Here is a 25,710-nt window from a genome sequence, read left to right on the forward strand (position 1 = left end):
TGGCGGCGCTGCCCCTCGCGCTGCCAGCCCAGGATGCGGCCACGGAAGAGCGGCTGAACCGGTTGCAGAACCAGATTGAAACCCTGCAACAAAGCAACGTGGACCTGCAAAAGAAGCTTTCCGACGTGCAGCAGGAATTGCAGGAGCTGCGGCAGCAGGTGGCCAAGCCGCCGGGCAATTTTGCCGACGCGGCGGACGTTAAAAACCTGGCTGACGCCATCAAGGAAGTGGACCGCAAACGCATGGCTGATCATGATCTGACGGTCGATGAACTCAAAAAGCTGCGCGCCATTTTGACGGATGCCAGCGCCCGGCGGACGAGCCGGCCGCCCGATGACACGCCGAAGACCGGCTCCACTTCGAGCGGTCCGGAACGGGGCTACGAATACGTGATTCAATCCGGTGACACGCTGTCGAGCGTGGTATCCGCCTACCGTGACAAAGGCGTGAAGATTACGGTAGAGGACGTGCTCAAAGCCAACCCCGGCGTGAAGCCCACGAGCCTGCGTGTGGGCCAGAAGATTTTCATCCCCGCGCAATGATTTCATCGGATGGCGCGCCTGCCTCAGCGCAATCCGAACAGCAGGACGATCACGGCCAGGGCGATCCGATACCAGCCGAACGCGGTGAAGGTGTGCGTCTGCACGTAGCGCAGGAGCCATTTCACCGTCACGAAAGAAACGACCGCGGAAACCAGGAAACCCAGGCCAATCATCGGCCAGTTTTCGGGCGGCGTATTGACGGCCGGGTGATGCAGGGACTTGAAAATTTCGTAGCCGCCCGCGGCCAGCATGGTGGGAATCCCGACCAGAAACGCAAACTCGGTGGCCAGAGGCCGGTTCAAGCCGAGCAGCAGCAGCAACACCATGCAGGCGCCGGAACGCGAGGTGCCGGGAAAGGCTGCCGCCAGCAGTTGCGCGAAGCCGACGGTGATGGCCATCAGCCATGTGACGGAACCGCTTAGCGGGCGCCCGCGGAGCCGGGCCTCGGCCAGCACAAACGCCACGCCGCCCACGATGAGCGCCGCGGCAATCGGCCAGACTGTTTCGGGGAGCTCCAGCCCGGCCTTCTTGAGCAGCAGCCCGCCAACGCCGGTGAGGAAAAACGCCGCGAGAATTTTCAGTCCGTAGTCCTGCGTGTCACGCCGCCGCCATTCAAACAGGAACTGGCGAAAGCGTGCCTTGAAGAGCGGAATCACCGCCAGCACGGCGCCGGATTGAATGACCACGTTGAACACTTCGGTCTGGCGCGGCAGCCAGTGCTCCGCCAGCAGCAGGTGAGCCGTGGACGAAACGGGCAGGAATTCCGTGATCCCCTCGATGATTCCCAGGATGGTGACAGCAAGCCAGTCAAGCATGCGCGGTAAAGACGCCAAAACGCCACCACAAACAAGCCGGAAATGCGCGGCCCGCGCCTTTGGCTATTTCGCCTTCTTGCCGAACAATCCGGCCAGGGGCGATTTTGCATCGTCCGCCTGCTGCTGCACCTTGAGCTGGCCCAAAATGGCGTGCCAGCCGATGTAAATGCGGTGCCACTGGCTTTCCATGTTGCGCAAGGCGCCGTCCTGCGACTCGGCCAGAAACCGGAGCGACGGGGCGGCGGCAATCAGGGCATGCACTTCCTCCTTGGTCGGCGCAGTGATTTCCATGGCGGCGAGGATCAATTCAAGTTCCTGGACGATGACACTTTTCACCTCCAGAAAATGGTTTTCGTCCTCGATGGTGAATTTCTTGGCGCGGGCGAGGTTGAGAAATTGATTAAACTGCTTCCAGCACTCGATGTAATTCTCCATGTGCTGGACAAGTTCTTCCAATGCTTTTGTGCTCATAAAGTTCGGGTGACGGCGTTGGTTGTGGCAAGGTTGACGGGAACGAGGAAAATCATGGCGCCGCCGCGCATTTCACGGGCGATGATTTTCAGGCTGGGAAAGTGGATGACCAGCTCCTTGAGCGGCAGTTCGGCCGCCGCTTCGGCAAACGTGGCCAGGACCTGCTTGGCAATCTCTGCCACGAGTTCCGCGGGGAACGAGGAGGGCAGGGTGGAGACCACCGTGCGGCCCGAGCGGTCCACGGTAAAGCTTCCCGACGGCAGCCGGACCATGGTCGGGGCGGTTGGTTTGCTGAATAGATTCAGGAAGCCCATAGCGCCGCAGCTTTCTTGGTCATTTCACGGACATCATTCGCGTCCAGCGAATGGCGCCAGCCGATGCAGAACCGCAGGTCGCCCCGTTGCGCGAGGCCCACGTGGCGTGACGAGCTCAAGCCCACGACCGATTCCGGCTGGCCGATTTGCAGCCGGTCGCCCAGGGCGGTGAGCCGGTCCAGCGTGTTCTTGGTCCACTTGGCCATGCCTTCCGGGTTTTCGAAGCCGCGGGCTTCCCGCGGTTTGCTCGAGCCTTCGGGCAGGGTGATGAAAAATTCGAGGTCGGCAAACTGAGCCAGGGGATCCAGCGCCCGTTTTTCCGCGCCACCTTCGCTGGCGGGCTGTTCGCCGCCGCGGGCTTCATCAATGGCCTGGGCGGATTCCAGCAGCAGCGCGTTGTAGGAAACCGTGATGGCCTGCGGATGGCCGGGCTCGGCGGGCAGCACTTCGAACGTGCCGGTCTTCCATGACAGGATGTGTTGAAAGGCTTCGTTGGCGCGCAGGTTTCCGGCTTCCGCGTCGTAGAGTTCGCCCTGGTTGATCCAAATCTTCCCGATCAACGGTCCGTTGGTGATGCGCAGGACGGAGGAGCTTTGCGAGAGGCATTCGAGTTGGATGATGTCCACCAGGCTTTTGCTGTGCACGCCCCGGAAGCCGGCCTGCTCCTCGCGCTCCAGCAGGGATTGGATGCAGTCCCGGAACATGCCCACCTCGCGTTCCGTGTTGGGCTTCTGCCAGAAGATGTCCACGCCCAGGGAATAAACGCGGGCACGGAATTGTTCGTCCACAACGGAGGTCAAAACCACGGTGCGCAGATCAGGCAGTTTGCGGCGGATGATGGACAGCAACTGCAGGCCGTCCATGCGCGGCATTTTGAGGTCGGTGATGAGCAGATCGAACGGCTCGGCCTCCAGCGCCGCAATGGCGCGGGCGCCGGAAACGGCGGTCTGCACTTCGGGATGGCTCGGCAAATTCGCGAGCAGCTCCCGATAAATCTCCAAAAATTCGGGATCGTCATCCACCAACAAGATTTTGCGCTTGGTCTCCATCGACACTGTTTTCGATGTCGCGACTCCTGGCCGTTGTTCCTCGCAGGAGGGTCTCGACGAAGCTTCCCTAGCAAAGCCCGTTCCCAAGCATCTTCCAATCACAGAAATCGGCGAATCCTCGCGGAGTTCAGGCGAAGACAATCAGTGACGGCCTCCGGAGAAGGTTGTGCGGTGCCGCCGGCCGGACCCAATGTGGACAGCCGCAGTCCACTGATGAGACAGAAGCAGCGTCTGAACAGGCGGCAAAAGCCCCATTGGTCACGGGGATTAGCCCAACTGGCGGGCTGGCGGGGCGTGCAGGTTTTCCCGGTTGCCGCTGGCATGGTTCGTGCAGACTCCAAATCCGCAGTCAGGCACGAATGGCACCGAAGCAGCGTTCGAGCGGGCATTTTGCGAGTCGGCCACGTGTTGGTATCAGCGAATACAACAACAAATTTAAGCGGACATGAAACTCTTCAACCTGATGAAAGGCATTTTCGGGAAGCCGGCCAGTGAACTGGAGGCGGCCGTTCCTGTTGATGCCGATTTCGGTGCCGCCGACGCGCCCGACGCCGTGTCACCTGCCACGGCGGAGGCCCCCGAAGCCTTAGCGCCGACGGCGATCATGGCGGAAAATCCTTTTACGGCGCCCGAACCGCGGAAAGCTTTTTTGCCCAAAGCCGCTCCCGTAGCTCCCGCTCCGGCGACCGTTCCGGCGGCCACGGTGAGCGTCAAGGGAGCAGAAATTGTGATTCCGCTGGCCTCGCTGATTGCGTCCTTCCCGGTGGAATTGCAGCAACGCGTGAAGGCGGACCGCATCGGCGAAAGCACGGTGAGTCTGCCGTTGGACAAAATCCTGCCCCAATTGGCGCAGGGATTGGTGCGCGTCTCCTTTGGCGAAATTCGTCAGGCGGCATCGGAAGCCTTTTTGGATGCCGCCGATCGTGATTTTTTAATGGTGACCCTGCCGTTGAATGAGTTGGTGAGCCGGATCGCGCCGACGTTGCTGAATTCCCGCTCGCGCCGGCAGATTGAAATTCCGGAAGAGATTGTCAGCCCGTTCGGTCCGGGTGGACATGGCCTGACCTTGAGCACGGAAAAGCCGAAACCTTCACTGGCGTTGCCGCCGCGGGGTGCGCGGCCCGCCGCCCCCGTTCCTCCGGCGGTGGATCCGCGCACCCGCGGCAACGTGACCTCGGTCAGCAAGCCGATCACGCCCGGCACGCCGCTGCCCACGAATTTGCCGAAGCCCGCACCGGCCGCTCCGGTGCGTCCCGTGACGCCTTCAATTTCCGCCTCGACGGGGGCGGTGCTGCCGGCGGTCAGTCAGCCTCCGGCCAACAAGCTGCCAGGCACCGGATTGCCCAAGCTGCCCACGCCGCCCGCGGCCAAACCGGTCAACGGCTCCAACGGAAGCAATGGTCATCATGGCGCCAATGGTCATGGTAACGGAAATGGCAACGGCGATGGGAATGGATTCCGGCTGCCTGCGGCCGCCCCGGCACCGACACTCGCCGATGCGAGTCCGTATTGCCTTTCGTTTGCCGCGTTGGGCGAGGCTTTGCCGGAAGCGCTCCGGTTGGAAATGGCGCAGTTGAATCTCGATGAGGCGTTGCTGGCACTGCCTGCCGATCAGGTTGAGGCCGGCTTGAAGAGCGGCAAGATTGCGTTCACCTGGAAACAGCTTCGCTCCTGGATCAAGCCCGCGCCGCTGCCGAGTGTTTCGGCCCACGACGGCATGGTGGTCAGTCTGCCGCTGGCGGTGATCGCACCCCTGTTCATGGCCCGCCAGAAGGAATTGGCCAACGGCAAGAAGCGGATCACGGTGGACGAGAAGATTCCGAATTTGTTCTTCGGTTTTCCGCAGGCCGAAGCGGCTCCGGGACCGCTGGTTCCCAAGGAGATGCCGGCCATGCCTGCGCTGCCGGCCGACACCAACTACTTTGTCTGGGATGACGAGAAGGAAGCGGCGAAGATGCAGGATACGTCGCTGTTCCGCGGTCCGTCGCCGAGCACAACCTTCATGTCGCGCAAGGCCACGCCGGCCGAGGTGGTGAAAAAGGCGTCCACCTTGGAAGGGGTTTACGGAGCGTTGGTGGTGTTGCCGGACGGCCTGCTGGTCGCGTCAAAACTCGATTCGAGTTTGAATGGTGACACGATCGCGGCCCTGATTCCGCAGATGTATTCCAAGCTCAGCGGCTGCACCAAGGAGCTGCGCATGGGCGAACTCAACAACCTCAAGTTTACCGTCGGCAATGTGCCGTGGAAGATTTTCCGCGTGAACGGCATTTTCTTCGCCGCCTTTGGACGGGCGGGTGAGCGGCTCCCCTCGGGGGTGCTGGCTCAACTCGCGTCAGAACTCGATTACAAGAAAGCGCAATAATATGGCTATCATCAACCAGGCTACCCGCGAATTACAGGTCAAGATCGTCTATTACGGTCCGGCGATGGGCGGCAAGACCACCAACCTCGTGCAGGTGCACGACCACGTGCAGACTGCGCAGGGCAACAAAGGCAAGCTCGTGTCGCTCGCGACAAGTTCCGACCGCACGCTGTTCTTCGACTTCCTGCCCATCGAGGCCATGTCGATCAAGGGCTTCAAGACGAAGTTCCAGCTCTACACCGTGCCCGGCCAGGTGATTTACAACACCACGCGCCAGCTTGTGCTGCGCGGCGTGGACGGCATCGTGTTCGTGGCGGATTCGCAATACGAGAAAATGGCCGAAAACGTGGAAAGCTTCCAGAACCTGCAGGACAACCTGAAGAGCTTGAAGCTGGACCTGGATGACATTCCCTACGTGCTGCAATACAACAAGCGCGACCTGCCCAACGTGGCGCCGGTGGAATACATGGATTTTCTCCTCAATAACCGCGAAGTGCAGGTGCCGTCGTTTACCGGCTGCGCCAACAAGTGCGAGGGCGTGTTCGAATCCTTGAACATGATCACCCGCATGCTCCTCCACAAGTTCGTCAATCAGAGTCAGCCGCAATACGCCTGATTATGGGCACGCTGCCACAACTCATCGAGGAGGATATTCTCCAAATCGATGCCGCGCTGCGCGAGTTGCTTGCCAAAAGCGAAGCCTCGACAGCGCTGGTCGCCGACAAGGGCGGGTTCCTCATCACCAGCCAGGGCAATGACCGTGACTTTGACCTGACCACGATTGCCGCGCTGGCCTCCGGCGCGTTCATGGCGAGCCAGAGCATTGCCAGCCTGGCGCAGGAAACCGGTTTCAACAGCACCTATCAGCAGGGCGAAAATTACAGCATTTTCATCCAGTGCGTGGATGACAACTGCCTGCTCCTGGTGCTGTTTCCCGCCGCTGTGGGCGTCGGGGCCGTGAAATACTTCGCGACCACCGCCTCCCAGAGGATCGCGCGCCAGATGCGTTCCGCTCAGGAGCGCGATCCTTCGGGCGGGCTGGATCTCTCCGTCCTCAATCTGGCAGATCCCAGCGGGCTCTTCAAAAAACGCGAGGCCTGACCGTCAGTCGCCGGTTCAGACGTCAATGATTGGACCAGCCGGTCCGGCTGGCTTCGACGGGGCGGCCGGTGGCTCCGGAACCGTGGCCGATGCCCGGTGGCGTCGCAGCAGAATCACCGCTCCCACACAGCCTGTCCACGTCGGCACCATGTCCACGACGGGAAACATTTCCACGATGAAGGTCGGCAGCAGGAGGGGATGAAACCCCAGGAGGACGCTGATGAGCAGCATCGCAATGACATCGCCCGCTTCATCAACAAACGCCCATCCCAAAGGCCCCAGGCCGATCTGAACTGCATCCGTCAACGCCGCGATGGCGAGGGCCACCACAATGCGGCCCCGGCTGAGCGGTTTGGGGCGAAAAGGGTTCGGCATGACGTTGATACAATCCCGCAAAACCAGATTCTTGCAATGCGGAAACAAGGCTCCCGCCAGCTCATGCCGGACGAATCCTCAAGCAAGGAACCACAAGACATCCAGCGGGTGTCGCCGGGTTGAAACCAGCTCAGAGACGGGAGCGGAGGAAGGGAAGAGCGCGCACGCCGGCGCGCTCTTCAGGCTTTTTTAGCCTTCTGCACGTCGTCGGGGCCGGGCTTCTTGCGGTCCACCAGCCACCAGACGATTGCCGCGGGCGTCATGCACAGGGCCAGGCCGATCGGCACGCAAAGGATGCTCCAAAACTTGTCCATAACAGGCGGGCAGTTTGCGAGAGCAGGCCGTGATGTAAAGCGGATTTCGTGTGCCAAAGGGTTTCGTTGAAAAAGGTGGGCGCGGGATTAGGATGGTGTGGCACCGCTGCGGAACGGCGGATCGGTGGGGGCAAACGGCGCATGAATCTGACAATCTTTGGCAAACCCGCATCGCCTCGGATGCGGAAAGGAATCAAATGGACGGCGGGCTTGGGGCTCGCCTACACCCTGCTGGGGTTTTTAATTCTTCCCCCGATCATTCGCGCCGTGGCGGTCCGGCAGCTCGGCCAACAACTGCACCGCGAGGTGTCCATCGCCGCCGTGCGGCTGAATCCTTACGCGCTGTCGGTGACCGTGCGCGGCTTGCGGGTGAAGGATCGTGACGCCGCGACCTTGCTTTCGTGGGACCAGGTTTACGTCAACCTGCAACTGGCCTCGTTTCTCGGACATCCCTGGGTCTTCCGCGAGGTTTCGGTGAGCAACCCCTACGTCCGGGTCCAGGTGAACAAGGATTACTCGCTGAACTTCTCGGACATTCTGCAGGCGCACGCGGGGACGAACGCGGCGGCCAAACCCAGCGAACCGGCGCCGCCACTGGCCGTGGACATCCGTCAACTGCACGTGGAAGGCGCCAGACTGGAGTTCACCGATCTCACGCCGAAGCAGCCGTTTCATCGCGTGGTGGGACCGGTGAAGATTGCGCTCACCGATTTCCGCACCGACCCCAACAGCCGCAATCCGCACCTGTTCAGCGGCTCGACCGACTCGGGGGAAACGTTTTCGTGGGGCGGCAATTTTTCGCTCGATCCGATCAAGGCCTCCGGCGAGCTCGCTGTGGACAATGTGTCGCTGAACAAGTTCGCGCCGCTTTACGAGGATTTTGTGCGATTTGAAATCCGCGACGGCGTGGCCGGATTCCACGTGAACTACAACTTTGAAATGAGCGCGACGGCCACGAACGCGGCCGTTTCCAACCTGACGGCCACCTTGCGTTCGTTCCGGCTGGGCGAACCGGGGCAGACCAATGACCTGCTGGACCTGCCCGAGTTTTCGGTGTCCGATGTCGCGGGCGACCTGCTCGCGCGCCGGCTCACGGTGGGGGCGGTGGCCGTGCGCGGGGCGACGTTCAATCTGCGGCGCGCAACCAACGCGAATTTCAACGTGGTTGAGATGGCGCAGTTGAACACCGCCGAATCCGCCCCGGGCGGGATTCTCCTGCTGCTCCAGTCCGCCACCAACCTGTTCTCCCGTTTGCTGACCAGCACCAACCTCGGCACTGCCACGGTCCGCGATGTCGCGGTGCGGGATTGCGCGGTGAATTTCGAGGATGATTCCCTCACGCCGGCGGTGCGAGTGGGCGTGGACAAGATCGATGTCACGGCGCGCAACCTGTCCAATCGCCCGGACACCAACATGACCACGGACGTTTCGCTGCGCTGGAACACCAATGGTCTCATCACAACCAAGCTCAACGCCACGCTTGATCCGCTCGTGGCGGACCTCGATGTGCGGGCGCAGCAGGTTGAACTGGCGCCGCTCAGCCCTTATTTGCAGCCGTTCGTGAATGTTTACGTGCTGGGCAGCAAGGTGGGGATGGACGGCCGGATCCGCGTGCAGGCCAATCCCGGCGCGATTCCAACCGTGACCTTTGCGGGCAACGGCGCGCTCGACGATTTGAATGTTTTGGGCAAAGGCAGCGAGGATTTGCTCAAATGGGGCGCGCTGCACTTTGATGGCGTGAACGCCAGTCTCAATCCTCCCACCGTCACCGTTTCCAACGTCACCTTGAGCAACGTGGCGGCCCGGTTGGTGATGGAAACCAACCGCACGCTGAATGTCATGGCCATCCTGCCCGCGGCGGCGACGAACGCGACAGCGGCCGCGACTGAAACTCCGCCGGCTGCTTCACCCGGTGCGGCTGTGGGAGGTGGCGAAATCAAACGCGTCTTCGGCCAGATCAAAACGCTGCTGGGCATGGATACCAACACCTTTGCGGCGCTGGACTTGCCCAAGGTGGCCGTGGGCACCGTTCAGGTTGAGAACGGCGAAATCCAGTTCCTCGACCGGTCGGTTACGCCGCCTGCCCGGGCTTCGTTGCAAAAGATTCACGCCGCGATTCACCAACTCTCCACCGACGAAATGCGGCCCGCGCAGATTGAAGTGCAGACGCTGGTGGGCGGCACGGGACCGGTGGAGGTCACCGCCCGGCTCAATCCCTTGCACGCGAAGGAGGCCACCGAAGCGAAAATTTCCGCCAAAAACGTGCAGTTGCTGCCTGTGGATCCTTACGTGGGCAAATATCTCGGCTACCGGCTGAACCGCGGAAAGCTCGACGTGGATCTGCAATACCAAATCACCAAGAGCGCCGTGAAGGGCCGCAACCTCGTCGTCCTCGACCAGCTCACGCTGGGCAACAAGGTGGCCAGTCCGGACGCCACCAGCCTGCCGGTCAAGCTCGCCATCGCGTTGCTCAAGGATCGCTCCGGCAAGATTGAAATCGACGTGCCGGTGGAGGGCAATCTCGACGATCCCAAGTTCCGTCTTGGCCCGGTCATCTGGCACGTCATTGGCAACGTATTCGTCAAGGCCGTGACGTCGCCGTTCGCGCTCCTCGGCAGCCTCGTCGGCGGCGGGGGCGGCGAGGACATGCAGTTCCAGGAGTTTGCTCCAGGCTCCGCGCAGCTCGACACCGTGGCGCAACAAAAACTGGCCACGCTGGCGAAGGCCTTGGAAGCCCGGCCCGAACTGCAGCTCGAAATTGCCGGCAATGTGAATCCCGAACTGGACGGCTGGGCCTTGCGCCGGGCCAAGCTGGAGGCGCAACTTCGGACGGCCCGCTGGAATTCGCTGCGCGCTTCGGCCCGCGAAAATTTGAAACCCGAAGCGATCGTCATTGCCCCTGAAGTCCGGCTGGACCTCGTGCAGGCGGCCTACCGTGACCTCGTCAAAACCAATCCGCAACTGGCCGTGGTAACCGTTCCTGCCGGGGTGCAGGCGGCTGAAGCCAAGCCTGGTGCGGGCGCGGCCGTCCGCCCCTCAACCGACGTCACGAAAGGCGCCAGCCAGTTGCTCAAGCGTGATGCTGCGGTGCCCAGCGCGCCGGAGCAGAGCACATCAAAATCACTCCCGAGTGCAGCCGCTGCGGCGGGCGGGGCACCGACGCCCGAGCAAATGGAGAACAGTTTGACCGCTGCGTCGCCGGTATCGGATGCGGATTATGCGGCCCTGGCCGCTGCGCGGGCTCAGGCCGTCCAGCAGCAGTTGGTGCAGATCCTGAAGATTGCCCCGGACCGGATTACGCTGGGACAGACGGAGGCTGGCACCTACGGCACCAACGGCAACCGCGTCGTTCTTCAGTTGGAATGAGCCCGCCTACGGTTGGGTGGACGTATCCAGCTTCGGCCGTTCGGCCCGCACCAGCGGGCGCACCTTGGCCAGCGTTTTCGGGCCAATTCCTGGCACGGTCGCGAGATCATCGACGGATGCATAAGGACGGTGCGCAACAATGCGCTCCGCCAGCTTCCGGCCCACGCCGGGCAACGCGACGAGCTCCTCCAAGGTTGCCGAGTTGAGCTCAACGCTTGCCGTCGCCGCTGGCGCCGCATCCGTTGCCAGGGCAGGCGTCGTCTTGGTTGGCGCGGCCGGATGGCCGTCTTCGACGCGCGGGAACTGGCGTTCGTCCCAGACTCCCAGCTGCTTTTCGCGGGCCGTCAGTTCCAGATGCTTGAGCTGGTTGACGAACGTGGTGGAGCGTGGCCCGCCGGGGAAGTTGGCGTGCAGTCCGTAGATGCGGGCCAGCCCGTGCGCCACCAGTTCCTCCGCGAGATTGGCCCGGCCGACCAGCACCACGGCATAGAACCGGGCGAGGCTGCTTCGGCCCATGGCATTTTGCCAGCGCGTGAGCACGGTGAAGTTGGTGCCCGTCAATTGCCCGCGGGTGAAGCGGGCGGCCAGCACACCGGCGCGGGTGACACTCTCCGGCGCGATGCCAAAATAGGCGGCCTGGTCCTGAATGCGCTCCGTCAAAGTCGGATCCTTCTCCGGCGCGTCCACAAAATAAAGGCGGAACACGTATTCCCGGCCCGCGTGCAACACGTGGAAGCTGTCGCCATCCGCGAGCGCGTTGGTCACAAACTCACAATGCTCCAGCGTCTCCCATTTGCCGCCGGGCTGCGCGGGATCAGGCACCTGCTGCGCCGGGGTCATCCCGCGACCGGCGGCCAAAAACAATCCCAATACGATCCCCCAACTGCCGTCGGGCCGCGCCGCGCGGCCGGGCCGGCCCTTGGCCTTGGGAACACGAAAGGAGCGAAAACTGAACATGCCGCGACTATTGCAAAAACCACCGGAGTTCCCAGCGCGAAGTGAATCGGAACTCCGGCGCCCGCTAATGGGACTCGCGGTTTTCCGCCGGCCGATGCCAGCGCTGTTTCGTGAGCGCCACGGCGGTGCCCAGGGCGAACAACGCGAAACTACCGGCTACCGCGAGCAGACCTGCCGGAGCCGTGGCCACCCAGCCTCCCAAAGCGTCCAGCGGACGGCTGACCATGACCAGACCTCCCACAACGCCAACCCAGCGCAGCCCCCGCACCCACCCCCAATAACGCGCCGCGGCCCACGCGGCCAAAACGATCAGGCCCATCGCCGCGAGTCCAAGGCCGGGTCCGCCGTGGTGAACCCAGGCAAACGAATGCAGCAGCCAGAGCGCCGCGCCCAGGCCGCGGGCCACCGGCAGGCCCTTCTCCCGCCAGTCCAGCCAGCGCAAACTGTGCAGGAGGAAAAACACGCAGCCGGCTTGCACACCCCAATTGACGGCCCGCCCGCCGGGTCCTCCCAGCGCGCCCACGCCCGCGGCCACGGCCAATGCCCCGAGGAATCCCAGCTTTGGGTTGCGGGACAGCAGCGCGGGAAGAATCAGGCCGGCCAGTGCGGCGACCGCGACGGCTTTGGCCGGGCTGAAGCCGGGGACGAGGACGCCACCCCATTGATGCGGAATGGCACCGATAACCATAAGCAGTGAGACGACCGCCAAATTGCGGGCGAGGCGTGGCCGGGCGCCCAACAACGCAGTCAGGCCATAAACGATCACGTTGAACGCGGCGATGGCGAGCGCCGTGGCGTTGTTGGTGAACCCGGCCACCATCGGAGTAACCAGCGGTGCAATCAACAGCGCCCGGCGAGTTTTTTCACCGGGCCGGGTGACAACGTCCGTGATCCGCCAATTGAGTGTCCAACTGAGCATGACCAGGGCCGGCGCAATCATGTTGCGGTGGAGATCGAAGTCATAAACGTAACCCAGGCTGTAGAGGTGCGTGATGGTGGCGGCCAGCCACAACGCAAACAGCATCGGGGGCAGCCACCGGGATCGGGGCGCAGCGCCGCCGCCGGCGCCTGGCCGGGGCAGCAGGTTGATGCACGCAATCAACGCGGGCAGCAACGCCAGCCAGCTCCACAGGTTGAAATCGTAGGCGGCGCCCTCCGTGGGTTTGGTCCCGACTTTCGACTCGTGCAGTTGTCGAAAAATCACGGGGAGCGCCGCGTTGACTGCCAGCACGATGCCGCCACAACTCAGCAGGCGCGCCGGCAAATTCAGATTCTGAAACCAGGTTTTGAGGGCCGTCGTCCGGGCGATGACCAGCGTCACCGCCGCGCCGCAATAACCCCAGACCCAGTGTTGTTCCATCAGGGCCGCCTGGCTGATCAGGATGAACGGCACGAACAGCAGCGCGTTCTCCAGGCAGACCAGCAAGGTTGCGTCATACCAGACCCGCCGGCGGGCCAGCAGAATGGCTGTGCCGGCCAGCAGGATTTCGTAGAACTGGAGCGAGCCGAAGTTGAATTCAAGCTGCGTCCGGTCACCCGCGAACAGCGCCGGGTCCACCGATACGCGATAAATGCCGTAGAGCAACAAGGCCGCGCTGATCAGGTAAAACGGATTCGTGGCCAGCAGGCGCGTGAACCAGTGCCGCCCATCAAAGGGCGTTCCCGCCGCGGCGGACGTTTCGACGTTCAATGACGGGGGCACGAGGGTGGCGGGGGTGGGCGGCAGGTCGGGACCATTCATGTTGTTCATGACAACCTCCGGAGTTGAGTTTTTGCCGGCGTCACGGTTGACGTCGGGATACCCAGTCCCAGCGCATGGCGTATGCCACTCACGAAAGCCCGCGTTTTGTTGGGGAATTGAGGTGGTTTGCCCACAGCCGCCCGGGCGCGCGGGAAAATTTTCACGCGGCGTGCGTGGGTTTTGGCCAGCCGCAACTGGCGTGGCGCGCTTCAACCTGTTAGCCTGCGCGCATGAAAGTGATTCGTCACACCGATGCCGACTACCGCGCGAAACTCGCCGAGGTCACCGCGCCGTCGAGCTTGTTTGATCCGGTCATCGAGCAGCGGACCCGCGCCCTGGTGGAGGGCGTGCGCGAGCGCGGCGACGCGGCCCTGCTGGAGTTCACCGAGCGCTTCGATGGGGCGAAGCTGGCGGCGGAGCAACTGGCCGTGACGCAGGCAGAATTCATGGGCGCGGCCTTGAGCGCCGACGCCGCCCTGCGCGACGCCGTGGCGCTGGCGCATAAAAACATTCTCGCCTACAGCAAACGGTGCCTGCGGAAAAACTGGTCGGCCCGCAACACCCAGGGTGCAAAGGTCGGGGAGAAGTTCGATCCCTTCCAGCGCGTGGGCGTTTACATCCCGGGCGGGATGGCGCCATTGGTTTCGACCGCGCTGATGACGGTGACGCTCGCGAAGGCGGCCGGCTGTCCGGAAATCGTCGTCTGCACGCCATGCGGCAAGGACGGCACGGTGAATCCGGCGTTGCTCTACGCGGCGCGGGTGGCCGGCGCCACGGAAGTGTATCGCGTGGGCGGCGCCCAGGCCATTGCGGCGCTCGCCCTCGGCACGGCAACCATTCGGCGCACCCAGAAAATTTTCGGCCCCGGCAATGCCTACGTCGTGGCGGCCAAGCGGCTGCTGGTGGGTTATGTGGCGATCGACCTGCTGCCCGGACCGAGCGAATTGCTGGTCCTGGCCGACGACACGGCGAACGCGCGGTTCGCCGCCGCTGATTTGATTGCGCAGGCGGAGCACGGTTCCGGCTACGAGCGCGTCTGGCTGGTCACGCCATCGGCCAAGGTGGTGAAGGCGGTTGAGAAGGAAATCGCGAAGCAGTTGCCCCAGGCGAAACGCCGCGAACTGATTGCGCCGGTGCTCGCGAACAACAGTTGGGCCATTCAGACCAAAACCCTGGCCGACGCCATCACGCTGACAAACCAACTGGCGCCGGAGCATCTCGAAATCATGACACGCCAGGCCGGCAAGGTTTCCGAACGCATCACCACCGCCGGGGCCATTTTCCTGGGGCCGTGGACGCCGACCGTGTTGGGTGATTACGTCGCCGGGCCGAGCCACACGCTGCCCACGGGCGGCGCGGGCTTGTCGTTCCCGGGTTTGACGGCGGACATGTTCCAGCGCCGGACGAGCCTCGTGGAATACTCGAAGCCTGCGTTGAAGAAGTCGCTCAAGGCGGTGCAAAAGTTTGCCGAGATGGAGGGCCTGGAAGGGCACGGGAAAAGTGCGACGATTCGTGGGGAACACTGAGGAATAACATGAAACGAGTCCTGCGTTTTATTCTGCTGGTGGGATTGGGCGGCTTGTGCGCGTGCCGCAGCCAACGGCCGGATGCGGCCACATCGCGCGAGGAACAATCCGGCAATCCGATTGTTCAAGGCTGGTATGCGGATCCGGAGGGCGCGGTGTTTGGGCATCGTTACTGGGTTTATCCCACGTATTCCGCGCCGTATGACGCGCAGGTGTTATTCGACGCGTTCTCGTCGCCGGACCTGGTGCATTGGACGCGGCACGATCACATTCTGGGCACCAATGCCGTTGCCTGGGCGAAACGCGCGCTGTGGGCGCCGTCCATTATCGCCAAGGATGGCCGCTATTTCCTCTTCTTCGCGGCCAATGATATTCAGAACGATCACCAGTCGGGCGGGATTGGTGTGGCGGTGGCCGACCGGCCGGAAGGCCCGTTCCGTGACTACTTGGGCAAACCGCTGGTGGACCGTTTTCACCATGGCGCGCAGCCGATTGACCCGTTTGTGTTTCGCGACACCGACGGCCAGTTTTACCTGATTTACGGCGGCTGGCGGCATTGCAACATCGTCCGCCTGCAGGCCGATTTTCGCGGGGTGCTGCCCTTTGCCGATGGCGCGGTGTTCAAGGAAATCACACCGGCGGGTTATGTCGAAGGCCCGTTCATGCTCAAGCGCAACGGCAAGTATTACTTCATGTGGTCTGAAGGCGGGTGGACCGGCCCCGATTATTGCGTGGCGTATGCCGTGGCGGATTCGCCGCTGGGGCCGTTTCGGCGCGTCGGGAAAATTTTGCAGCAGGATCCCAACGTGGCCACGGGTGCCGGCCATCACTCCGTGATTAAGGTGCCCGGCCGGGAGGAATACTACATTGTCTATCATCGCCGTCCGCTGGGCGAAACCGACGGCAACCATCGCGTCGTTTGCATCGACCGGCTCGAGTTTGACGCGGACGGCTTCATCAAACCCGTCAAAATCACCTTTGCCGGCGTGCCGGCGCGGCCGTTGCGCTGACCCGTTCTTCGCGCGCTCGACTTTTGCGCGGCTTCATTTGAAATTCAGCCTCCATGACAACGCGCAACGTTCGTTCCTTGATTCGACCGCTGGTGCACCGCTTGCACGCCTACGTGCCGGGCGAGCAGCCGAAAATCAAGGGCCTCATCAAGCTCAACACCAACGAGAATCCTTACCCGCCGTCGCCGAAAGTGCGGGTGGCGGTGCGGGCGGCGGTGGATGAACGGCTGCGGTTGTATCCGAATCCGACCGCACAGGCGCTGCGCGAGAAGCTGGCGCGCCTGCATCGGTGCGGTCCGGAGAATGTTTTCATCGGCAACGGCTCGGACGAATGCCTGGCCCTGGCGGTGCGGGCTTTTGTGGAGCCGCAAAGCGCGCAACGCGGAACGCGGAAGCGCTCGCGGAGCGTGGTGCAGTTTTTCACGCCCAGCTATTCGCTGTATCCGGTGCTGGCGGACATTCACGGCGCGGCGCGGAACGCAGTGCCGCTGAAGCCGGACTTCGGGCTGCCGAGCGGGGTGGAGTTGAAGCGTGGCAAACAGTGGGATTTCAATGCAGCGCTCACCTTCATCACCACGCCAAACGCGCCAAGCGGACGCGGCTACGCGACCAAGGAACTTGACGCGTTGTGCCAGGCACAGCGGGGCGTGACCGTGCTGGACGAGGCTTACGTGGATTTCGCGGAAGAAAATGCCCTGTCGCTGGCGTTGAAACATCCCCACGTGCTCGTGGCGCGGACGTTCTCGAAGGCCTATTCGCTGTGTTTCCAGCGCGTGGGCTATTTCGTCGGTCATGCGGAGTTGATCGCCGCGCTGGACAAGATTCGCGACAGCTACAACGTGAACGGTCTTGGCCAGGTTGCTGCGCTCGCCACCCTTGATGATCTGTCTTACTACCGGGCGAACTTCCGGAAGGTCATCGGCACCCGTGAGGTGCTGACGTGTGCCTTGGCGGAGCTTGGCTTCGTGGTGCTGCCGAGCCAGACGAATTTCATTCTCACGCGTCCGCCCAAGTTTCCCGCGAAGGTGTGGCTTCAGAAATTGCGTGAGGAAAAGATTCTGGTGCGCTGGTTCAGCGCGCCGGAAGTGAGCGAATATCTGCGCATCACCATCGGCACAGAAGCGGAGGCTGCCGCGTTGGTGAAGGCGGCGAGGCAGATCCTACGCGGCTGAGACGCACGCCAAATTCGGCAAGGTCTCCGCGGAGGCATTGTTGGTGGCCCGTCCGGTCAGGGCTTGGCCGCCGCGGCTTTCACCACGCCGCGCACCAGTTCGTCCACGGTCCACTGGTTGCCCGGCACGATGGATTGCACGCGGCCGCTGGCGTTGATCACCACCGTGCGCAGGTTGTGGCTGGGCAACTGTGTCTCGCCTTCCCGCCAGAAGGTCATGCCGAATTGTTCGGCCAGCGCCGTGACGTCCACCAGGTCGCCGGTCAGGAAGCTCCACGTTTTCGGGTCATACGCATAGCGCTTGGCGTATTCCTGCAAGACCGGCGGCGTGTCGTAGTCGGGGTCGATGGAAACGGCGAGGATGTGCCAGTTTGCCGGTCCGTTGGTCAGGCCGGTCAGGCGGCGCTGCAAATCGGCCAGCTTGCCGGCGGTCAGCGGGCAATACATCGGATACGGACAGCGCGTGAAGAGAAACGACAGCACGACCGCGTCGCCCCTGAACTGGCGGGTGCTGACGGCCCGGCCGAGTTCGTTGGTGAAATGATACTCCGGCAGGGCGTCGCCGATGTTCAGCGGCTCCACGTCACGGACGAGGCGGAACGGCCCGCGCGTCGGGACGCCGCTGAGAGATTTTTCCGTGATGTGGACGTCCTCAATCCAGGCGTCATTGGTCGTGACGATCAGGCGGAACTTCACCCGGTCGCCCGGGCCCAAGCCGGTCAGTTCGTTGGTGTTTTTCACGTCGAACGGCATGGTCATGGCCTGCATGTAGCCGGGAATATCCTCGTGCTGGATTTCGACGGACTTTTCGGCGGGCTGCACCTCGATGACGGTGCCGTTGACCTGATAGGTCTGGCGCGGCGCGGCGTTTGTCGGCGCTGGCGCGGCATTGGCAATGTGCGGACGCGAATCGCAGCCGGCGACCACGGCGGCGAGGAGCAAAAGGGGGCAAAGTTTCCAGTTCACAACGGTAATTAACACCCGTCCCGGGCAAAATGACAAGTGGCGCCGCTTGCGTCGCCCCGACGGGCTGTGCTAACCCGCTGGGCATGACCGGGCTGGTTGATCAACTGCGCCGACTCGCGCTCGATGAAGTCGCGGCGACCCTGGAGGCGTTGCCCGCGCCCTTGCGTGAACGGGCCCGCCAGGTGCCGGTGACCTTGGAGCGTGTGCCGAATGCGGGCTTGCAGGCCGACGGAATTGAGGCCGACACGCTGGGGCTGTTTGTGGGTCCGGATTTCGCCGAGGAGGAATCCGTGCCGATGCCGCCGCAAATCATCCTGTTCCTCGACAATCTTTGGGAGCAGGCCGCGCGGAATGAGGAGGCGTTTCGCGAGGAAGTCCGCACGACCTACCTGCACGAACTTGGGCACTACCTGGGACTTGATGAGGATGAGTTGACCGAGCGGGGCTTGGAGTAAGCCGCTACGGGAACAGCCCGCGGATGCGTTTGGCCTCATGCACACGCTTGACGCCAAGGCTGAGCGCGGCCAGGCGCAGCGGGATTTTTTGTTCGCGGTGCATTTTTAGGACCTGCGTAAAGGCGTTTTCGAGAATGCGGTAAAGTTTGTCCACCACCTCCGTTTCACTCCAAAAGAAGCTTTGCAAGTCCTGCACCCATTCAAAATAGCTGACGACGACGCCGCCAGCGTTGCAGAGCACGTCGGGAATGACAAAGATTTCCGGGCGCTCATTCAGAATGCGGTCGGCTTCCGGCGTGGTCGGGCCATTGGCGGCCTCGGCGAGAATGCGACACTGGAGCCGGCCGGCGTTCGCCTCGGTAATGACGCGTTCCAGGGCCGCGGGCACCAGAATGTCGCACGGGAGCAGCAGCAGTTGTTCGTTTGAAATCGCGTCGCCGCCGGGGAACCCCTTCACACCGCGCTGCTGGGCGAGGTGTCGATCCAGCGCCCACAGGTCGAGTCCCTGCGCGTTGTAGGTGCCGCCGCTGACATCGGACACGGCAATGATTTTTGCGCCCTGCCGCGCCAGCGAAAGCGCGGCCACGGAACCGACGTTGCCATAGCCCTGCACCACGGCGGAGGCCTTGGTGATGTCGAGCCCCAGGGTGTCGGCGGCCCGGTTGACGAGGTAGGCGACGCCCCGGCCGGTGGCCTCGCGGCGGCCTTGCGAACCGCCCAGCCCAACGGGTTTGCCCGTGACAATGCTGGGTTCCGTGTAACCAGCGTGGGTGGAATATGTGTCCATCATCCACGCCATGATCTGTTCGTTGGTGCCCACATCGGGCGCCATCACATCGGTGCGCGGCCCGATGAAGGGGATCATCTCCTGGGTGTAGCGGCGGGTCAGGCGTTCGAGCTCCGGCCGGGAGAGTTGATGCGGGTCGCAGGTGATGCCGCCCTTGGCCCCGCCATAGGGCAGGCCGGTCAGCGCACACTTCCAACTCATCCACATGGCGAGCGCGGCGACTTCGCCGAGCGTCACGCCCGGATGATAACGCAATCCGCCCTTGGTCGGGCCCAGCGTGAGGTAATGCTGCACGCGGTAGCCGGTGAACACCTGGGTCGAGCCATCGTCGCGATGAATGGGCACCGCCACTGTCAAGGCGCGTTTCGGATACTTGAGACGGTCGCGGTCGGACTGCGGAATCTGGAGGCGGTCGGCGACAAGTTCGAACTGCTGGCAGGCCATGCGAAAGGTCGGACTGTCATAGATTTCCATGACTGCAAGGTAGCGCGTCCGCCGGGATTGAAAAGTCGTGAACCGGCGCCCGCCGCCGTGCCGTCGTCACGGCCGGCGCAGGCGGAAGAACTGGGCCGCGTTCGTGGTGGCGTCGATGGTGACGTGGTTCAGGCCGTTGCTGACCGCCGGCGCAACGTTAACCGGCGACCAGACGGGCGCCGCGAGATCGGGTGCCGATTCCAGGGTGAAGCCGGCCGGGTAGATCGGCCATGACAGCGTGGCGTGGGTCAACGTGGGCGTAATCGTCAACGGCAGGGCGAAGAATTCCCACGCGAGCGCATACGTTTCGCGGCTCGTCACGTTTTGTCCGGCGGCGCTTTTGCGGACCTGCAAATTATAGCGTCCGGGTGGCAGGCCGTTCACGTAAAGATGCTCCACGTTGTCCACCAGACTGGTGCTGCAGGCGATGAGATTGCTGGTGGCGACGTCGTAGAGGAACAGGTCGAGGTTGTTGAGATTGGGCGTGGCTGGTTGCAATACCAGCGGGTCGCGGTTCCAGACCAGTGTGGCGGTCAGGGTGAACCCGGCGTTGGCGACGGCGTTGGTCAACTCGAAGTAGTAGTAGTTGAGGCGGTCCTGCGTGGCCGGCGGAAGACCTCCCAGCGCATTGGTGAGTGCCGCCAGATTCCAGCCGCTCCACGCCGCAATGGTGTTCGTCGCGGCCAGGGGCGGATGCGCGCCGCCGGCCGGCACGCTGCCCGCCACGAAATTGGCCTGCTTGCCACCCGCCAGTTGCATGTATGAGTTGAACACGTTCAGCAAGCCGGCACCAAACAACGGGTCCAGCGGCGCCGTGGCCGTGTGGGTCCAGTTGGTGGGCTTGATGGCGCCGTTCAAGAGGAGCGCCTTCACGGTGCGGGCATCGGCCGCGGCATTCGTGTCGCTGCCGCCATCCCCGCGCTGGCCCGCCTGCATCAAGACGGCGGCGGCACCCGACACAAACGGCGTGGAGAAACTGGTGGCCTGTCCGAATGTGACCAGATCGGGTTTCGAGCGGCCGTTATCACGCGTCGGGCCGACGCTGGTCCCGCCGTCGCAGTCGCCCACCCCGATCCCGTTGTAACACGTGCCGGGCGGATAGACCTGGCCACCGTTGCCGACGGCGGAGACAAACAGCGTGCCGTATTGCGCGGCGTAAGCGTCGTAGTAGGCATCGGCGGTTTCCTGATTGTTGATGTCGGTGCTGTCGAAAATGAAGCTTTGATTCACCAACCCGGCCGGGATGGGCGGCGGGGTGGCGGTGATGATGGTGTTATTGATGAAAAAGTCCGCCTCGTAATTGTCCACGCGGGCCACGTTCGGGGCAATGCCGCCGGATTTGCCGTAGAAATTCATGCCGACGCCATTGGCGTGGTCTGACTCGGCGCCCACCGCGTCCGCAAAATTCGTGCTGGTGCCGTTGGTGGAATAGTAGGTGAACAACGCGGCGGGCTGGCCCACCCAGGCCGGGTTGACCTCGAAAGTTGGAAAATTGGTGGATGCGGACGCCTCGGCCTGCGCCACCGCAATGCCCGTGCCGTCGAGATTGGTCGTGACCTGGCGGAGCAGGGTGGTGCCGGTAGCGTCCAGAATGGACGCGGCAGCTGGCAAAACGGCGGCGCCGCCCAACAACCCTGCGGCACCCACAGCGCACACCGTTAACCAGAACGCGCGAAAGGATTGACGGCGATTCGAATACATCATGGCTGATTGCGCAGAAGGCGTGCCTTTTCATGACATGCGAACGGCGAAAAGTCCAGCGGCACGGTTCGAGGTTCACTCCGCGGGTCCGAACCATTACAGTCAGCGCGTGGCCGACACGCTGGTTGTCAACGAAATCTACCTGAGCTTGCAGGGCGAAAGCACCTTCGCCGGGCTGCCGTGCGTCTTTGTGCGCCTGACCGCCTGCAATCTCCGCTGCTCCTACTGCGACACGGCGTATGCCTTCACCGAGGGCAAAAAGCGTCCGCTGCCGGACGTGATTGCCGAGGTTCAGAGGCTGGCCCGGCCCTACCAGAAACCGTCCTCTGTCATTGGCCATCCGCCATTGCCTTTGGTGGAGCTGACCGGCGGTGAACCCTTGCTCCAGGCCGGGTCGCTCGGGCTGATGAAACAACTCTGCGATCTTGGTTTCACCGTGCTCGTGGAAACCAGCGGCGCGCTCGATATTTCCGGGGTGGACCCGCGCGTGCGGCGCATCATGGATTTGAAATGCCCCAGCAGCGGCGAAGTGGCGCGCAATCGTTTTGAAAACCTCCCGCATCTCAAGGCCACCGACGAAATCAAGTTCGTCATCGGCACGGTTGAGGATTACGAGTGGGCCAGGCAACAGATCACCACGCACCGGCTGGACGCGCTTTGTCCGCTGCTGATGTCCTGGGTGCATCCGCTGCGACCCGAGCAGCAGGACAAATCGTTGAAGCGGGTTCCGGCGGACCAGACGCCCCTCACGCGCCAGCAGTTGGTGGAACGCATCATCGCCGACGCGCTGCCGGTGCGTTTCCAGGCGCAACTGCACAAAATCATCTGGCCGCCGGAGCAACGTGGCGTTTGAAACGAATCCGCCAAATGAGTGACATGAGTGAATTGTTACAAGCACTGCAGGTTGCCGAACGACGCATTCAACCATTTGCCGTGCAACTCATCTGCTCCTTGCCAACGTGAACACCCGCGAAACCCTCGACCTGTTGCGCCGCTACGAATCGCGGAACGTCACGTTCCTCGACCCGGACGGCACGTGGCCAATGGTTTGGGAGCGTGCCAAGGGCGTTCACGTCTGGGACGCGGAAGGCAAAAAATATCTCGATCTGACCGCGGCGTTTGGCGTGGCTGCCGCCGGCCATGCGAATGCCAACGTCGTGGCCGCGGGGCAGGCGCAGATGGGCCGGTTGCTGCACGCAATGGGCGATGTGCATCCGCATGCGCTGAAGGCGCGGCTCGCGCAGGAATTGAGCCGGATCACCTTCGAGCGCTGGGGGGAAGCATTGGCCCATTCCCACGTTGAAACGCCTCCTCGCGGGCCGGAGTCGCGAGGCGGCGGGGGAACCGTGCCAACGGGGAAAACCATTTTCTGCAACTCCGGTTTTGAAGCTGTCGAGGCGGCGCTCAAAACGGCCATGCTGACCGCGGGCAAATACGGCGTTATTGCCTTCAAGGGCGCGTATCACGGCCTGGGCTACGGCACGCTGAACGCCACGCACCGCGAACATTTTCGGGGGCCGTTCCACCTGCAGCTGAAGGAATTTGGCCACTTCGTGGATTTTCCGGCCCGGCCCGCCGACCTCGCGGTGGTGGAACTGCAAATCCGGCGCTTCTTCCAGCGCGGCTGGGTGAGCGCGATTTTGGTGGAGCCGGTGCAGGCCCGCGGCGGCATCAACCTTCCGCCGCCGGGCTTCCTGCCGTTGCTGCGCAAGTTGTGCGACGAACACAAGGCGCTGCTGATCCTGGACGAGATTTACACGGGCTTCGGTCGCACGGGGAAGTGGTTCGCGTGCGAACACAGCCACGTGGTGCCGGACCTGATCTGCCTCGGCAAAGCCCTGACGGGCGGTTTCCCGTTGTCAGCGTGCGTCGGCCGGGCGGCGGTCATGGACGCCGCATGGCCGGACTCCAACGGCGAGGCAATCCACACGAGCACGTATCTCGGGCACCCGGTTGGCTGCGTGATGGCGCTCGCCCAGATCGATGAAATCCGCCGGCTGAAGCTCGTCGAACGCAGCGCCAAATTGGGCGCTGTTCTGCTCGACCGGCTGGCTGGGGCGCAACTGGAAGCCGGCCAGCCGAAGCTCAACATCACCCGGCGTGGGGTCGGCCTGATGGCCGGGGTCGAGTTGCGCCGCCCGGATGGTTCGCCGGCCACCGCCGAAGCGCTGGCGGCCATCAAGGCATTGTTGCAACGCGGTTTTATTTTTCTGCCCGAAGGCGAGCACGCCAACGTCATCAGTTTCACACCGCCGCTGACCATCACCGAGGCGCAACTGACGGAAGCCGTGCAGGCAATGGGAGAGGTTCTGAACCGATGAAACTTCCCGAGATGCGTCAACTGTTGTCCGAGCGCGGGATTCAGCTCACGAAATCTCTCGGGCAAAATTTTCTGCACGAGGAGAAGGTTCTCGCCAGGATCGCCGCCGCGGGCGAACTCACCCGGGCGGACAAGGTTCTGGAGATTGGTCCCGGCCTCGGCCCGCTGACGGAATTGCTGCTGGCCCAGGCGGGCGAAGTGCTGGCCATCGAGATGGATGCCCGGCTGGTGGAGATTCTGCGGCTGCGGTTTCAAGGTGGGGCGAGAGCCGCGGGTGATTCGGACGAACCCACCCCCCACCCCTCCCAAGAGCGGAGCGCAGATTCGAGCGCGCCCGCAAATGAAGTTCCCCTCCTGGGAGGGGGTGGGTTGCCCCAAACAACCGGCACCTTGCAGCTCATCCACGCCGACGCGTTGAAATATCTTGAACGCCATCCCCGCGACTGGCGCGGGTGGAAGCTCGTGGCGAACCTGCCTTATTCCGTGGCGTCGCCCATTCTGGTTGAACTGGCCTTGGCCGAACACGGGCCGGACCGGATGGTGGTGACGCTGCAACGGGAAGTGGCGGAACGATTGCGGGCCCAGGCGAACGAGGAGGATTATGGTCTGCTCACGCTGCTGGTGCAGTTGAACTACGAACCGCGCGCGCTGTTCAAGATTTCGGCGGGCTGCTTCTTCCCGCAGCCGAACGTGGATTCCGCCTGCCTCACGCTGGTGCGCCGTCCGCAGCCGTTGCTGACGCCGGCGCAGACGAAGGTGTTTGTGCGCGTCGTGAAACAAGCCTTCAGCCAGCGGCGCAAGATGATGGCAAAACTCCTCCGTGCTGACTGGCCCGAGGAGCAACTGGCCCGCGCCATGAGCGAGCTCAATCTCTCACCCCAAATCCGCGCCGAGGCGGTAACGCTGATAGAGTTCGTCAAACTAACCAAGCAGCTTCTTGAGAAAGCATGAAGCCACCGTGTCTGTTTTCGAAACTGGCCACCATCGTTTGTCTTGCCGCTGTCGCGTTGGGAATGGTTACGGAGGGAGATTTCGGTGGAAACGCAACTCCCGCCGAGTTGAGATGGTGGGCGTTGGCTGGGTTTATATTTTTCGCCGTTGCATCTGCTCTTGGAGCGCTGATTGAGAAAATGGCGCGCAAGGTGGGAAGGAATTTACAGCGAGTGGTGAACCGCAGCCCAATGCCAGAGGCCGACTCGACAAATCACCAATGGCGATTTTTCGGCCTTGGTGGCCTGGTCGCGATCGGGCTTGGCTTTGGCATGCTTGTAAGTGCCATCTGGCGAGATTCCATCTTGGCATGGCACGGCTTGGCTTTTCTTGGAGCCGGGGCGGGTCTTCTAGTTGGCCGCAGGCTCGGCCTTCGAATTCTGAATTCATGACGAGGGGATTATGACTGAAGACATCTTCGACATCGTCAACGAGCGCGACGAAGTGATCGGGCGCGCGCCGCGAAGCGAGGTGCATGCGCGCGGGTTGTTGCATCGCGCGGTGCATGTGCTGGTGTTCAATGCGCGCGGCGAGCTGTTTCTCCAGAAGCGCTCGAAGACGAAGGATCGCGAGCCGGGCCGCTGGGGCGCGGCGTGCTCCGGTCATGTGGACAGTGGCGAGGATTACGACACCGCGGTGATGCGCGAGCTGGGGGAAGAACTCGGCTGGACACCCGCCGCGCCGCCGCAGCGCATTCTGCGCATCGAAGCCTGCCGCGAAACGGACCAGGAATTCGTGTGGATCTATCGCTGCACCGGCGAAGGGCCGTTTACGTTGAACGCGGACGAGATTGAAACCGGCGGCTGGTTTTCCCGCGCGCAGATCGAACGCTGGCTGGCGGAGCGGCCGGAGGATTTCACCACCGCGTTTGTGAAATTGTGGCAGCTCATCCCGCAAGCTTGA

25 protein-coding genes are annotated in these 25,710 nt (G+C 62.9%); 14 read left to right on the forward strand and 11 right to left on the reverse strand.

The window, feature by feature from the left end:
* Positions 1-542 (forward strand): LysM domain-containing protein (locus VFV96_02885; GenBank protein HEU5069339.1); only part of this gene is annotated, 542 nt, incomplete at its 5' end.
* 23 nt (positions 543-565) lie between these two features.
* On the opposite strand, the gene VFV96_02890 is transcribed toward VFV96_02885, so the two are convergent.
* The 4 genes from VFV96_02890 to VFV96_02905 form a co-directional block, all read right to left on the reverse strand.
* Complete coding sequence (locus VFV96_02890) at positions 566-1,357, reverse strand: undecaprenyl-diphosphate phosphatase (protein ID HEU5069340.1); 792 nt, start codon at positions 1,355-1,357, stop codon at positions 566-568.
* Between the two features lie 63 nt (positions 1,358-1,420).
* Positions 1,421-1,828 carry a hypothetical protein gene (locus tag VFV96_02895; GenBank protein ID HEU5069341.1) on the reverse strand — a complete coding sequence of 136 codons (408 nt, stop codon included), beginning with the start codon at positions 1,826-1,828 and terminating at the stop codon, positions 1,421-1,423.
* The gene (locus VFV96_02900; GenBank protein HEU5069342.1) at positions 1,825-2,142 is read right to left on the reverse strand and encodes a hypothetical protein; all 318 of its coding nucleotides are present in this window, start codon (positions 2,140-2,142) and stop codon (positions 1,825-1,827) included. The genes VFV96_02895 and VFV96_02900 overlap by 4 nt, the downstream gene beginning before the upstream one ends.
* Positions 2,130-3,191 (reverse strand): response regulator, encoded by a 1,062-nt coding sequence (locus tag VFV96_02905; GenBank protein HEU5069343.1) that lies wholly within the window; start codon positions 3,189-3,191, stop codon positions 2,130-2,132. The genes VFV96_02900 and VFV96_02905 overlap by 13 nt, the downstream gene beginning before the upstream one ends.
* Positions 3,192-3,636: 445 nt before the next feature.
* Here VFV96_02905 and VFV96_02910 point away from each other — a divergent pair, with 445 nt between their 5' ends.
* Genes VFV96_02910 through VFV96_02920 form a run of 3 tightly spaced genes read left to right on the forward strand, consistent with a single transcriptional unit; the run spans position 3,637 to position 6,654 of the window.
* Positions 3,637-5,553, forward strand: coding sequence for a roadblock/LC7 domain-containing protein (locus VFV96_02910; GenBank protein HEU5069344.1), 1,917 nt, complete (start codon positions 3,637-3,639; stop codon positions 5,551-5,553).
* A 1-nt stretch (position 5,554) separates the two neighbouring features.
* Entirely contained in the window at positions 5,555-6,169 is a 615-nt protein-coding gene (locus tag VFV96_02915; GenBank protein ID HEU5069345.1) for an ADP-ribosylation factor-like protein, read from the forward strand.
* A gap of 2 nt (positions 6,170-6,171) precedes the next feature.
* Entirely contained in the window at positions 6,172-6,654 is a 483-nt protein-coding gene (locus VFV96_02920; GenBank protein ID HEU5069346.1) for a roadblock/LC7 domain-containing protein, read from the forward strand.
* 15 nt (positions 6,655-6,669) lie between these two features.
* Here VFV96_02920 and VFV96_02925 read toward each other — a convergent pair whose 3' ends face one another.
* On the reverse strand, positions 6,670-7,029 hold the full coding sequence (locus tag VFV96_02925) for a hypothetical protein (GenBank protein HEU5069347.1): 360 nt from the start codon (positions 7,027-7,029) through the stop codon (positions 6,670-6,672).
* Between the two features lie 179 nt (positions 7,030-7,208).
* A complete protein-coding gene (locus VFV96_02930) occupies positions 7,209-7,343 on the reverse strand; it encodes a hypothetical protein (protein ID HEU5069348.1) in 135 nt (44 codons plus the stop codon).
* A 141-nt stretch (positions 7,344-7,484) separates the two neighbouring features.
* Here VFV96_02930 and VFV96_02935 point away from each other — a divergent pair, with 141 nt between their 5' ends.
* On the forward strand, positions 7,485-10,709 hold the full coding sequence (locus tag VFV96_02935; protein HEU5069349.1) for a DUF748 domain-containing protein: 3,225 nt from the start codon (positions 7,485-7,487) through the stop codon (positions 10,707-10,709).
* Positions 10,710-10,715: 6 nt separating this feature from the next.
* On the opposite strand, the gene VFV96_02940 is transcribed toward VFV96_02935, so the two are convergent.
* Both VFV96_02940 and VFV96_02945 read right to left on the reverse strand, forming a co-directional pair.
* The gene (locus VFV96_02940) at positions 10,716-11,666 is read right to left on the reverse strand and encodes a helix-hairpin-helix domain-containing protein (GenBank protein HEU5069350.1); all 951 of its coding nucleotides are present in this window, start codon (positions 11,664-11,666) and stop codon (positions 10,716-10,718) included.
* Between the two features lie 64 nt (positions 11,667-11,730).
* A complete protein-coding gene (locus VFV96_02945; GenBank protein HEU5069351.1) occupies positions 11,731-13,416 on the reverse strand; it encodes a hypothetical protein in 1,686 nt (561 codons plus the stop codon).
* 221 nt (positions 13,417-13,637) lie between these two features.
* Here VFV96_02945 and hisD point away from each other — a divergent pair, with 221 nt between their 5' ends.
* Genes hisD through hisC form a run of 3 tightly spaced genes read left to right on the forward strand, consistent with a single transcriptional unit; the run spans position 13,638 to position 17,115 of the window.
* Positions 13,638-14,933: a histidinol dehydrogenase gene (gene hisD, locus VFV96_02950; protein HEU5069352.1), complete on the forward strand. Its 1,296-nt coding sequence runs from the start codon at positions 13,638-13,640 to the stop codon at positions 14,931-14,933.
* Positions 14,934-14,941: 8 nt separating this feature from the next.
* The gene (locus VFV96_02955; protein ID HEU5069353.1) at positions 14,942-15,943 is read left to right on the forward strand and encodes a glycoside hydrolase family 43 protein; all 1,002 of its coding nucleotides are present in this window, start codon (positions 14,942-14,944) and stop codon (positions 15,941-15,943) included.
* A gap of 53 nt (positions 15,944-15,996) precedes the next feature.
* Positions 15,997-17,115, forward strand: coding sequence for a histidinol-phosphate transaminase (gene hisC, locus VFV96_02960; GenBank protein HEU5069354.1), 1,119 nt, complete (start codon positions 15,997-15,999; stop codon positions 17,113-17,115).
* A gap of 56 nt (positions 17,116-17,171) precedes the next feature.
* On the opposite strand, the gene VFV96_02965 is transcribed toward hisC, so the two are convergent.
* Complete coding sequence (locus tag VFV96_02965) at positions 17,172-18,080, reverse strand: SCO family protein (protein HEU5069355.1); 909 nt, start codon at positions 18,078-18,080, stop codon at positions 17,172-17,174.
* Between the two features lie 83 nt (positions 18,081-18,163).
* On the opposite strand from VFV96_02965, the gene VFV96_02970 reads away from it, so the two are divergent.
* Positions 18,164-18,535 (forward strand): metallopeptidase family protein, encoded by a 372-nt coding sequence (locus tag VFV96_02970; GenBank protein ID HEU5069356.1) that lies wholly within the window; start codon positions 18,164-18,166, stop codon positions 18,533-18,535.
* A 4-nt stretch (positions 18,536-18,539) separates the two neighbouring features.
* Here the strand turns inward: VFV96_02970 and VFV96_02975 are convergent, their stop codons facing one another.
* Positions 18,540-19,796 (reverse strand): Glu/Leu/Phe/Val dehydrogenase, encoded by a 1,257-nt coding sequence (locus VFV96_02975; GenBank protein ID HEU5069357.1) that lies wholly within the window; start codon positions 19,794-19,796, stop codon positions 18,540-18,542.
* Positions 19,797-19,862: 66 nt separating this feature from the next.
* Positions 19,863-21,407, reverse strand: a complete 1,545-nt coding sequence (locus tag VFV96_02980; protein HEU5069358.1) for a S8 family serine peptidase — start codon at positions 21,405-21,407, stop codon at positions 19,863-19,865.
* 127 nt (positions 21,408-21,534) lie between these two features.
* On the opposite strand from VFV96_02980, the gene VFV96_02985 reads away from it, so the two are divergent.
* The 5 genes from VFV96_02985 to VFV96_03005 all read left to right on the forward strand — a co-directional run bounded on the left by VFV96_02985 (position 21,535) and on the right by VFV96_03005 (position 25,710).
* The gene (locus VFV96_02985) at positions 21,535-22,350 is read left to right on the forward strand and encodes a radical SAM protein (protein HEU5069359.1); all 816 of its coding nucleotides are present in this window, start codon (positions 21,535-21,537) and stop codon (positions 22,348-22,350) included.
* A 106-nt stretch (positions 22,351-22,456) separates the two neighbouring features.
* On the forward strand, positions 22,457-23,818 hold the full coding sequence (locus tag VFV96_02990; GenBank protein HEU5069360.1) for an aspartate aminotransferase family protein: 1,362 nt from the start codon (positions 22,457-22,459) through the stop codon (positions 23,816-23,818).
* A gap of 11 nt (positions 23,819-23,829) precedes the next feature.
* Entirely contained in the window at positions 23,830-24,768 is a 939-nt protein-coding gene (locus VFV96_02995; protein HEU5069361.1) for an rRNA adenine dimethyltransferase family protein, read from the forward strand.
* Positions 24,765-25,199, forward strand: coding sequence for a hypothetical protein (locus VFV96_03000; protein HEU5069362.1), 435 nt, complete (start codon positions 24,765-24,767; stop codon positions 25,197-25,199). Before VFV96_02995 ends, VFV96_03000 begins: the two co-directional genes overlap by 4 nt.
* A gap of 10 nt (positions 25,200-25,209) precedes the next feature.
* Complete coding sequence (locus tag VFV96_03005) at positions 25,210-25,710, forward strand: NUDIX domain-containing protein (protein HEU5069363.1); 501 nt, start codon at positions 25,210-25,212, stop codon at positions 25,708-25,710.

The sequence above is a fragment of the Verrucomicrobiia bacterium genome (assembly GCA_035765895.1).
Classification (GTDB): domain Bacteria; phylum Verrucomicrobiota; class Verrucomicrobiia; order Limisphaerales; family DSYF01; genus DSYF01.

What these genes read in the sequence shown, in the direction of transcription:
- VFV96_02890 (HEU5069340.1), bottom strand. Translation starts at nt 1,357, where the DNA reads ATGCTTGACTGGCTTGCTGTCACCATCCTGGGAATCATCGAGGGGATC.
- VFV96_02895 (HEU5069341.1), bottom strand. Translation starts at nt 1,828, where the DNA reads ATGAGCACAAAAGCATTGGAAGAACTTGTCCAGCACATGGAGAATTAC.
- VFV96_02900 (HEU5069342.1), bottom strand. Translation starts at nt 2,142, where the DNA reads ATGGGCTTCCTGAATCTATTCAGCAAACCAACCGCCCCGACCATGGTC.
- VFV96_02905 (HEU5069343.1), bottom strand. Translation starts at nt 3,191, where the DNA reads ATGGAGACCAAGCGCAAAATCTTGTTGGTGGATGACGATCCCGAATTT.
- VFV96_02910 (HEU5069344.1), top strand. Translation starts at nt 3,637, where the DNA reads ATGAAACTCTTCAACCTGATGAAAGGCATTTTCGGGAAGCCGGCCAGT.
- VFV96_02915 (HEU5069345.1), top strand. Translation starts at nt 5,555, where the DNA reads ATGGCTATCATCAACCAGGCTACCCGCGAATTACAGGTCAAGATCGTC.
- VFV96_02920 (HEU5069346.1), top strand. Translation starts at nt 6,172, where the DNA reads ATGGGCACGCTGCCACAACTCATCGAGGAGGATATTCTCCAAATCGAT.
- VFV96_02925 (HEU5069347.1), bottom strand. Translation starts at nt 7,029, where the DNA reads ATGCCGAACCCTTTTCGCCCCAAACCGCTCAGCCGGGGCCGCATTGTG.
- VFV96_02930 (HEU5069348.1), bottom strand. Translation starts at nt 7,343, where the DNA reads ATGGACAAGTTTTGGAGCATCCTTTGCGTGCCGATCGGCCTGGCCCTG.
- VFV96_02935 (HEU5069349.1), top strand. Translation starts at nt 7,485, where the DNA reads ATGAATCTGACAATCTTTGGCAAACCCGCATCGCCTCGGATGCGGAAA.
- VFV96_02940 (HEU5069350.1), bottom strand. Translation starts at nt 11,666, where the DNA reads ATGTTCAGTTTTCGCTCCTTTCGTGTTCCCAAGGCCAAGGGCCGGCCC.
- VFV96_02945 (HEU5069351.1), bottom strand. Translation starts at nt 13,416, where the DNA reads ATGAACAACATGAATGGTCCCGACCTGCCGCCCACCCCCGCCACCCTC.
- hisD (HEU5069352.1), top strand. Translation starts at nt 13,638, where the DNA reads ATGAAAGTGATTCGTCACACCGATGCCGACTACCGCGCGAAACTCGCC.
- VFV96_02955 (HEU5069353.1), top strand. Translation starts at nt 14,942, where the DNA reads ATGAAACGAGTCCTGCGTTTTATTCTGCTGGTGGGATTGGGCGGCTTG.
- hisC (HEU5069354.1), top strand. Translation starts at nt 15,997, where the DNA reads ATGACAACGCGCAACGTTCGTTCCTTGATTCGACCGCTGGTGCACCGC.
- VFV96_02970 (HEU5069356.1), top strand. Translation starts at nt 18,164, where the DNA reads ATGACCGGGCTGGTTGATCAACTGCGCCGACTCGCGCTCGATGAAGTC.
- VFV96_02975 (HEU5069357.1), bottom strand. Translation starts at nt 19,796, where the DNA reads ATGGAAATCTATGACAGTCCGACCTTTCGCATGGCCTGCCAGCAGTTC.
- VFV96_02985 (HEU5069359.1), top strand. Translation starts at nt 21,535, where the DNA reads ATGCGAACGGCGAAAAGTCCAGCGGCACGGTTCGAGGTTCACTCCGCG.
- VFV96_02995 (HEU5069361.1), top strand. Translation starts at nt 23,830, where the DNA reads ATGCGTCAACTGTTGTCCGAGCGCGGGATTCAGCTCACGAAATCTCTC.
- VFV96_03000 (HEU5069362.1), top strand. Translation starts at nt 24,765, where the DNA reads ATGAAGCCACCGTGTCTGTTTTCGAAACTGGCCACCATCGTTTGTCTT.
- VFV96_03005 (HEU5069363.1), top strand. Translation starts at nt 25,210, where the DNA reads ATGACTGAAGACATCTTCGACATCGTCAACGAGCGCGACGAAGTGATC.